Below are 9225 nucleotides of genomic sequence, written 5' to 3'. Positions count from 1 at the left end.
AGGGGGGAGAATTGGGGGGAGAATTGGGGGGAGAATTGGGGGGAGAATTGGGGGGAGAAAGTGTTACAATTGGGGTGCGATCGCGCCTTGGGATTCACTGACGATATATTTTTCAGCAATGCCGAAAATTATTCAATCATTCTTATGGACTGCCGTCGGACGTTTGACGAGTGTCGGCTTGATCTCCACAATTTATATCCTGTCCGGATCGCGTGTTGCGGACTCGCAAGCGGCGGAATCCAAACAATTTTTATGGGAAGTTGAAACGCCCCAAAATCAGGTTTATCTGTTGGGTTCGATTCACGTCTTGAGTCAAAATGATTATCCCCTCCCGCCGATGATGGAGACGGCTTTTGAGGAAGCGGAAAAGGTGGTATTTGAATTGGACTTGAATGAACTGGAAAGCCTGGAAACGCAGTCGGTGATGTTGGAAAAGGCGACACCGCCGGGAGGACAAACGCTGCGGGATTTAGTCCAGCCGGAAACCTATCAAGTCGTCGAAAATACGATGAACGATCTGGGATTTCCGATCCAGATTTTTAGCAATTTTGAACCCTGGTTCGTCTCCGTTTCTCTGGTGGCGTTGCAACTGCAAAGGCTCGGTTTCGATCCCCAATACGGGGTCGATCGCTACTTTTTTGAAAAGGCGATCGCGGATCAAAAACAAATCCTCACGTTGGAAACGGTGGAAGAACAACTCAGTTTATTCGACGAACTTCCCCCGGAAGAACAGGACAAACTGCTGCGGCAGACTCTCGAAGAAATTGACACCTTGGAAACCTCATTTCAAGATATGCTGGTCGCTTGGAAAACGGGAGATACGCAAACTCTCGAGAATTTGATTCTGACTGGATTTCAAGATTATCCGGTTTTGGAGGATAAAATATTCCGCGATCGCAATCAAAAATGGATGGCGAAGATCGACGGATTTTTGGGAGATGACGAAGACTATTTGATCGTCGTCGGTGCGGGGCATTTGGTGGGAGAAGAGGGATTGGTCGAAATGTTGCGCGATCGGGGTTATTCTGTCGAACAGCATTAGAATAAAAATCAAAAAATATGGTATTTATTGATATAAGCAAGCTTTTGATGGCGCAAGCCTTGCGCCCCTACAGAGGTTTTTTCTCGATTTAGATTATGTTTTTATGTCCGGTTTGTAGTTTTGAGTATTCGGATCGGAATCCCCCGGAAAATTGTCAGGTTTGTGGCTGGGATTTGACGGATGGCAAGTCTGAAATTGATAAAAAGCGGTTGGAATGGGCGCAGGAAACATGGCGAAAACTTCAGGATCTACAAAGTAAAGTATCAAATAAACCGAAGAAAAAAAGGGTCACAGTCGCCGATTTATTGCCGAAAATACAAAATATAGAATCGGAATTGGAAGCGTCAAAAATCGAACGGGAAAACCTCCAAAATCAGTTGGAATGGGTTCTGTATTATCTGGAAACAATCAACCCGGAACGGCTGACGGAGACTGTCTCGCGACTGGATGGATGGTTGGAACGGACGGAAACTGAAAATCCGCCTTTATCTGAGGTGGGGATGGATTATACGCCGTTGATGGAATTGTTGGCGGCGGGGGATTGGAAGGCGGCGGACGAGTACACTTGGCAGATTTTATTATATGTGATGGGGCGGGAAGGTGAGGGCTGGCTGACGGGGGAAGATATCGGACAGTTTCCCGCAACAGATCTTCGCACGATCGCCTATTATTGGGAGTATTACAGTGGCGGATTATTCGGGTTGAAAATGCAGCGGGAAATTTGGGAGAGCGCGGATCGAGATTACGGACAATTTTGCGATCGCGTCGGGTGGCGGGATGGAGACAATTGGAAATATTACGAAGAATTGCAGTTCAATTTGAATGCGCCCCCCGGACACCTTCCGGTTTTTGCTTGGCGACGGCGGGCGTGTTATGGTGTGGGAACTGGAACGGCGGCGGAGGGTTTATCATTGTGGATGAATTTAACTGTTGTTGTTGCGCTTTAGCGCATTGATGGGGCTAAAGCCCAACAACGAACTTGAGTAATTGTGAGGGAAGAATCAACAATGAGTGTGTTAGTTTTTGGCAGTATCAATATGGATTTGGTGGCGCAAACGCCGCGACTTCCTCAGCCGGGAGAAACCCTTCAGGGCTACAATTTTATCACGATCGCGGGGGGAAAGGGCGCCAATCAAGCCGTGGCGGCGGCGCGGTTGGGGGCGACAACCCACATGGTGGGGCGAGTCGGGGGCGATACGTTCGCCGATCGCCTTTTGGAAGGGTTGCGGGCGAATTCGGTGGGTTGCGAGGGCGTTTTGCGTGATAATAGCACCCATTCCGGCGTCGCGACGATCGCGGTTGACAATAGCGGGGAAAATCAAATTATCATCATTCCGGGGGCGAACGGTTGCGTCAGTCCCGAAGATGTTGATCGCCTGAAACCTTTATTTTCGGGGGCGACATCCCTGTTATTACAACTCGAAATTCCCTGGGAAGCTGTCGAAGTTGCCGTCCGCGCCGCCGAGGCTGCGGGAGTCCGCGTCATCCTCGATCCCGCCCCGGTTCCGGATCGTTTTCCCGACAAACTTTATCCGCTTATCGAGATCATCACCCCCAATGAAGTGGAAGCCAGCCAACTGGTGGGATTTTCGGTTAATGATGCGGAAACAGCCGAAAAAGCGGCGACGTTTTTATTAGATCGGGGGGTGAAAGCTGCGGTGATTAAATTGGGTGCCAAGGGCGTATTTTGGGCGACAAAATCAGAATCCTTTTTTGTCCCCGCCTTTGCAGTGAAAGCGGTGGATACCGTGGCGGCGGGAGATGCGTTTAACGGGGGGATGGCGGCGGCTTTGGACGAAGGGCGATCGCTGCGGGAGGCGATTTTGTGGGGGGCGGCGACGGGGGCGTTATCTACCACAAAAGTTGGGGCGCAATCTTCGCTTCCCGATCGCCAAACGTTGGAAGCGGTTCTCACGGCTACGGAGAATTAGGAGGTTGAGTCCGCAGATTACGCAGATTACACAGATTTAAGGACCATTAATTTGTGGTAATTTTGACTGATTTTTATGATGATTATTGCAGTTCCAAAAGGCGATCGTGGACGATGCCCCGCCAAACTTGGATGATGGGTTCTGCGACCAAACGTTTCTCGTCGCGACGTTCCGGAAACAGTTGATAAAATTCGGTGTCGGCGCGATCGAATAGCGTTGAAGTGCTGATGTCGAGTTCGTTGGCTTCTTCGATCCAACGGTTGAGATCCCGTTGGGTGTAAGTTCCCAGTCCTCGCCGAGATTCGTCGCTGAGGGTTTCCAGACGATTTAAGACTTGATTTGCTGTTTCATCCCACCGCTTTCGCCAGGGGCGATCGGCTGGATCTGGCGTCAGCAGTCGTCCCCTTTGTTCGGGATAGCGGTAGTAAAATTCCTCGTTCACTAGGTCGATAAAAAAGTTGTAATCCAGTCCCAATTCCCGACGGCGATCGCGCAAAATTTCCTGTCGTTTGGGTTCGGATAGTTTTCCAAAATCATCGCTATTTTGAGGTGAGTTAGACAGGCGATCAGCCCAATAATTTCCGACAACCCATCCCACACTTCCCATCACCAAAACTGATGTCGAAACCCAAATAATCGTACCCAAACGGAACGACAATTTGAAGGGTTTTAATTGTTTCTGGGTTTGCTGCTGACTCTGGTTTTTAGTCGGGGTGGGATTTGCCGTCGTCAACTCCGGGGGCGGTAGCGTCGGAGAGGGACTGGAGTATTCTGAAGTATCATTTAAAGCTTGTAGAACTTGACGGGCGGAAGGGTAGCGATCGCGGGGTTGATGCGCCAACATTCGACTCAGAATCCGGTTTAATTTGGAACTCAAACTGACATCTTTTTGCCAATTCCAAGTTAAGTTATAACTGTCAATAAGCTGCTGGGGTTCTTTCCCCGTCAACAACACCAACGCCGTCGCTGCCAACCCGTATAAATCGCTGTGGGGATAGACAATTCCCATCTGCATTTGTTCATCCGGCGCGTAACCCAACTTACCCAACCGAGTTGCTGGGCTTCCGTGAACATTTCGAGGTGAAAATTGCGACTCCACCTGCGCTTTGATCTGTTTGACTCCGCCAAAATCGATCAAAACGGGCAACCCGTCCGATTCCCGCCGAATCATATTGTCTGGAGAAATATCGCGGTGAATGACTCCGAGGGAATGAATGTATTCTAAAACCGGAAGTAGGTCGATTAAAAGTCGGATAATTTCTGCCTCTGTGAAACATTTTCCTTCTCGAAGTCGCTGTTTGAGTAAGTCCCGGTACGTCGAGCCGGCGACATAATCTTGCACCACGAAAAGATAGCCGCGATCGCCGATTTTTTCCCGAAACAGTTCTTGAAATTTGGGGATTTGGGGGTGTCGGAGTTGATACAGAATTTGCGCTTCCCGTTCAAACAATTCCTGGGATTTTTGCAATCCGTAACTGCCTTGAACCTGGGGGGCGAATTCTTTCAACACGCACAATTCGTCAAATCGATTTTTATCTTTCGCCAAATAGGTGCGTCCGAATCCGCCATGACCGAGTTCGCGGACGATGAGATAGTGATTTCTGAGAATTTGACCGGGGGGAATTGCAGTATTCATCATTTGGGGAAATTTAGGCGATCGGCGATAGCATACCCGTCGCACCGGGATAAAATTCAAACCAATTGAATCGTTACAGATCTCGCACCTTAAATATATTAAAGCGCAGACGGGTCAATCCCTAACTCTCGCAACCGTTCGGCTAGGCGATCGGCCCGCTGTCGTTCCTGTTCGGCCCGCTGGGATTCCTGTTCGGCCCGCTGCCGTTCCCGTTCGGCTTGCTGTTGAGCCGCCTCTTCCGGCAACGGAACCAAATTGCCCTCGGGGTCGTAAAATCGCAACCAGTGGCAGGTTCCGGTCATCGGTTCGCGGTCGATCGCACCCTCCCAAGTTCCCAGCCACAACCCCAACGTTTCGCACCACAGCCAGCCGCGATCGTTGGGAGACAGGGGTTGGTAGCCTTGGGTTAAATCCAGACGCCAACCCGCCAAAGAATCGGGATCGAAGGGGTCGAAAATAAAATAATCCGGGGTTTTGAAAGTCTGTTCGTAGAGGTCTTTTTTTACACCTCGATCGACAGATGCCGTACTCGGAGAAAGCAGCTCGATAATGACGTCGGGATAGCGTCCGCCTTCCTCCCAAATCACCCAACCTTGGCGTTCGCGATCGCCTTCAACTCCCAAAACGGCGAAAAAATCGGGACCCCGAAAGTCGCGGTTCATCGCCTGGTGGCGACTGTAATAGACGAACATATTGCCGCCGACAAAACTATCGGGACGGGGCAGGAGGGCCTGCTGTGCGGAACGGATCAGCACGTTCATGGCGATGCGGTGGCGGTTACTTTCCAAGGGTTCTCCGTCATCAAAGATTAAATCCGTGGGGGGGGATGGGTGCTCCCAATCTGACGGCGCGATGGGTTCGCGATCGCCGATCGCCTGCGGGTTAGTTGCGGTTTCTTGAGTCATGATCGAACCTCCGCCAGTTTTAGCTAATTTTAGCAGAAATCCAATCCGGAGTGTCAAACTTTTTGACGACTCACTTCTCAATCTTAATTTTGATCAGTGGTTCGACCGGGTGGGGTCGATTTTCTCAATCAATATGATACAATTAAATGAAATATTATTCGATATCTATCCGTGAAAAATGACACGATATTTTATCGCCTCTTTCAATCCTTCCCGGGAATTTTCTTTGAATTGATCGATCGCCCCCCGGGAGAAGCCAACCAGTATCAATTTGCATCGGTCGAGGTCAAACAACTGGCGTTCCGCATTGACGGGGTATTTCTTCCCAATTCGGACGCTCCCGACCCACCGATTTATTTTGGTGAGGTACAATTTCAACCCGACTCCAAATTTTATTCTCGCTTTTTCACCGAAATTTTCTTATACTTAGATAAAAGCGATCGCGCCAACGATTGGCGAGGGGTGGTCATTTTTCCGAACCGCAGCGTCGATACCGGCGACACCCGACGCTATCGGGAACTTCTCAACCCGCAGCGGGTATCCCGGATTTACCTCGATGAACTCGAATCCCCCGCTTCCATCGGCTTGGAAACGGTGGAATTGATCGTCGCCTCGGAGGAACGGGCGATCACCAAAGCCAGAGATTTGCTCCGCCGCATTCCCCAGGAAATAACCGGTGGGCGATCGCAGCGAGAACTATTACAATTGATCGAAAGCATTTTGATGTACAAATTACCCCGCCTCAGTCGGGAGGAGATTGAAGCCATGTTCAGCCTCAGCGATTTGAAACAAACCCGAGTCTATCAGGAAGCCTTGGAAGAAGGGCGCACGGAAGGTCGCACGGAAGGACGAGAAGAAGGGCGCACGGAAGGGCGAATTTTGGGTAAGTTAGAATCCATTCCCCGACTGTTGGAATTGGGGTTGACGGTGGAACAGATCGCCACGGCTTTGGATTTGGAAGTCGAACAGGTGAGGGCGGCGCTCGACGATCGCTAAAAAAATTTGACGGCATCGGCAGTCTTTTCGTACAATCACGATATTGTTGAAGGGTTCAACTGACCGATGGCGCGATCGCTTCTCCTCAATCCAACAGCCGCAAACAAGCCGGAAAAAACGCTGACTGCCATTACTCCCAGTCGGCAAGCTGCCCGACGCCTGGGCGTGCCTCACAGACCCCTGGATCGGATTGCAATTTCGGTTTTGAGTCGCCATCAGATTGCGATCGCGCCTCCCCTGACCGGCGATCGCATCTGGCGAAAAATTGTGGCTGAAAATCTGACGACCAATGACCCAGAAGGGACGGCGAGGACGCTGATACCTTCCCGTCAAATGTTACTGCGATCGGGAGTTGATTTGCAAGAGTTGATCGGCTATGATTCGCCACGGATCAGAGAACTGGCGGAACTCACCCGTCGCTATGAAGAGGAATTGAAAGAACGGGGATATATCGATCGCGCCCAACTGTTTTGGTGGGCGGCTTCGTACCGTCCGAAACCCGCAGATCTATTCATTTACGGCTATTTCCAACCGCAGCCGGATCAAGTGAAGTTTATCGATGCCGTTGCCGGAGAAAATAGCGTCTGGGTTTTGCCTTCCGGGGACGCGGATTTTATGGCGAAGAATCAGCAGGCGATCGCCACCTTACAGGACAGCGGTTGGATCGTCGATGCGGGGGAAATTTCCGAACATTTGACCTTGGGAGAACGACTGCAAAGCTGTTTTTTGGAAAAGGATAAAATTTCCCATTCTATTCAATTTCATGTTTATCCAAATTTAGAAGCAGAAATTCGTGGCGTTCTCGCCCAAGTCAAAGATTTAATTCAACGGGGAACGTCGGCTCGGGAAATTGCGATCGCCACCCGGGACGAACGCACTTATGGGCCTTTATTGTTGGATATCGCTTGGGAGTACAATTTGCCCTTGCGAATCTTCTATCAAATCCCCTTGCGAGATACGCAAATTGGGGCGTGGATGGAATTGTTATTAGAAGTCGTCCAAAACAATTTCCCCTTTGAACAAACGGCTAAGTTACTCCGCCATCCGTTGGCGCGACAGCTCACCCCAAATTTGTGGGCGAAAGCGCGACAAACTCGACCCAATAATTTGGACGATTGGCAGCAGTTGGGGCTGGATTTATCGGTGTTGGAATTTCCAGAATCTGACACCAGGGGAAATTGGATCGAGCGAATTCAAATGATTTTAAAAAAATTTGAAATCCGAAAAAATGCTGGTGTTTGGAGTCGGGAAATTGTCGCCTATTCAAAATTAGATCAATCCCTGGTGGAACTCTCGCGACCGGAAGGCGATCGCATCTCCAAACCGGCATTTTGTCGGGAAATACTGGAAATCATGACATTGTTGACCGCTCCCATCCAACCGGGACGAGGTGGGGTGGAAGTTCACACGCCTTTTTCCCTGCAAGGGGCGAGTTACGAACAGGTTTTTCTGCTGGGATTTGCGGAGGGAATGCTACCCGCACTCATCGAAAATGACCCAGTTTTGGACTTTTACGATCGCCAGCAGATTTCACGGCGAGGTGTTCCCCTGGAAACGGCGGTGGATGTCGCCCGAAGCGAAGCCCTCTCTTTTTACGAATTGCTCAGAATTCCCACGAAATCTCTGACATTTTCTTATCCTTCACAACAGCAAAAAGCGTCCCTGATTCCCAGTTCCTACGCCACCCGTTTGGGGCTGACGGCAACCCCCCCAGATAGCCTTCCCCTGGCGAGTCTTGAGGAAGCCAGACGTTATTATTTGCAACAGCCGGAAAGATTACCTTCGGATGATGCGATCGCACCCCAGGCCATTCGAGCTTGGCAGATCGAAGAACGGCGGGAAAGTTCCGAAATTCCGGACGAGTATGATGGCGTTATCGGAATTCCAACTGACCCCCAAAAACGCACGTTTAGCGCCTCTCAATTGACCGCGATCGGTCAATGTCCCTTCAAGTGGTTCGCCAACTATCTGTTACACTTGAAAGATCTGCCGGAAGCTGAGGCGGAACTGAGTCCGAGTTTGAGAGGGCGGTTGTATCACCGTTGTTTGGAATTGCTGTTGAAAGAGATTAAAAATAGGGCGGATTTAATGCGCCTGGGACGAGAGGAAATAGAGGCGACTTTTGGGGAAGCCGAACAGGATATCGAAGTCCCCAATTTGACCAATTGGGAGGGCAGGCGTTTGGAACATTTGGAGATGTTAGAATTGAATTTGAGGGCGGAGAGTTTCTTGCCAGAGAATGCGGAAATTTTGCAATTGGAAACTTCATTCCAAGCCGACTGGTACGGTTTAAAAGTTCGGGGAGTTGTCGATCGCATCGATCGCACCCCGGAAGGTTTGGTCCTGTTGGACTACAAAACCAGCGGCAGTGTTCCCCCAGGCATTAAAGATGAGTCGGGGCGGGCCAAAATTGACCTGCAACTGGCACTCTACGAAAATGCGATCGCTCAAAATTTTGAAAATGAAAAAATATTAGAATCTCAATTCTATTCTCTCACAAAACAAAAGTATTTGTCCAAGTCAAAACCCGATCCGGAGACGTTGGAAGCATTTGCCGAAAAGGTGAAACGGCATTTAGAGACGGGTTCTTATCCCGTCGATCCCGATATCGAACAGAAAGCCTGTCAATACTGCGAGTTTGATGCCGTTTGCCGGAAGGGAACCCGCCTCAGTCGCAAGCGATCGCCGATGGAAAAACAGGAACAATAAATCATA

The 9225-nt window shown here is 50.1% G+C and carries 7 protein-coding genes; 5 read left to right on the top strand and 2 right to left on the bottom strand.

Annotation, left to right across the window (positions count from 1 at the left end; all coding sequences use genetic code 11):
• Positions 1–118: 118 nt before the first annotated feature.
• The 3 genes from AC0QHF_RS15780 (at position 119) to rbsK (ending at position 2973) form a co-directional block, all read left to right on the top strand.
• The gene (locus AC0QHF_RS15780) at positions 119–1042 is read left to right on the top strand and encodes a TraB/GumN family protein (protein ID WP_324705185.1); all 924 of its coding nucleotides are present in this window, start codon (positions 119–121) and stop codon (positions 1040–1042) included.
• Positions 1043–1347: 305 nt separating this feature from the next.
• Positions 1348–1989: a GUN4 domain-containing protein gene (locus AC0QHF_RS15775; RefSeq protein WP_324705184.1), complete on the top strand. Its 642-nt coding sequence runs from the start codon at positions 1348–1350 to the stop codon at positions 1987–1989.
• Positions 1990–2049: 60 nt separating this feature from the next.
• Positions 2050–2973, top strand: coding sequence for a ribokinase (gene rbsK / locus AC0QHF_RS15770; RefSeq protein WP_324705183.1), 924 nt, complete (start codon positions 2050–2052; stop codon positions 2971–2973).
• A gap of 82 nt (positions 2974–3055) precedes the next feature.
• Here the strand turns inward: rbsK and AC0QHF_RS15765 are convergent, their stop codons facing one another.
• Positions 3056–4612 (bottom strand): serine/threonine-protein kinase, encoded by a 1557-nt coding sequence (locus AC0QHF_RS15765; protein WP_324705182.1) that lies wholly within the window; start codon positions 4610–4612, stop codon positions 3056–3058.
• Between the two features lie 95 nt (positions 4613–4707).
• A complete protein-coding gene (locus AC0QHF_RS15760; RefSeq protein WP_324705181.1) occupies positions 4708–5514 on the bottom strand; it encodes a Uma2 family endonuclease in 807 nt (268 codons plus the stop codon).
• Positions 5515–5685: 171 nt separating this feature from the next.
• Here AC0QHF_RS15760 and AC0QHF_RS15755 point away from each other — a divergent pair, with 171 nt between their 5' ends.
• A complete protein-coding gene (locus AC0QHF_RS15755) occupies positions 5686–6510 on the top strand; it encodes an Rpn family recombination-promoting nuclease/putative transposase (RefSeq protein ID WP_324705180.1) in 825 nt (274 codons plus the stop codon).
• Positions 6511–6576: 66 nt separating this feature from the next.
• Entirely contained in the window at positions 6577–9219 is a 2643-nt protein-coding gene (locus tag AC0QHF_RS15750; protein WP_324705179.1) for a PD-(D/E)XK nuclease family protein, read from the top strand.
• The last annotated feature ends 6 nt before the right edge of the window (positions 9220–9225 follow it).

The organism is Lyngbya sp. CCY1209 (assembly GCF_055795065.1).
Note: the sequence above shows the minus strand (reverse complement) of the source record. Positions and strands in the feature narration are given on the sequence as shown.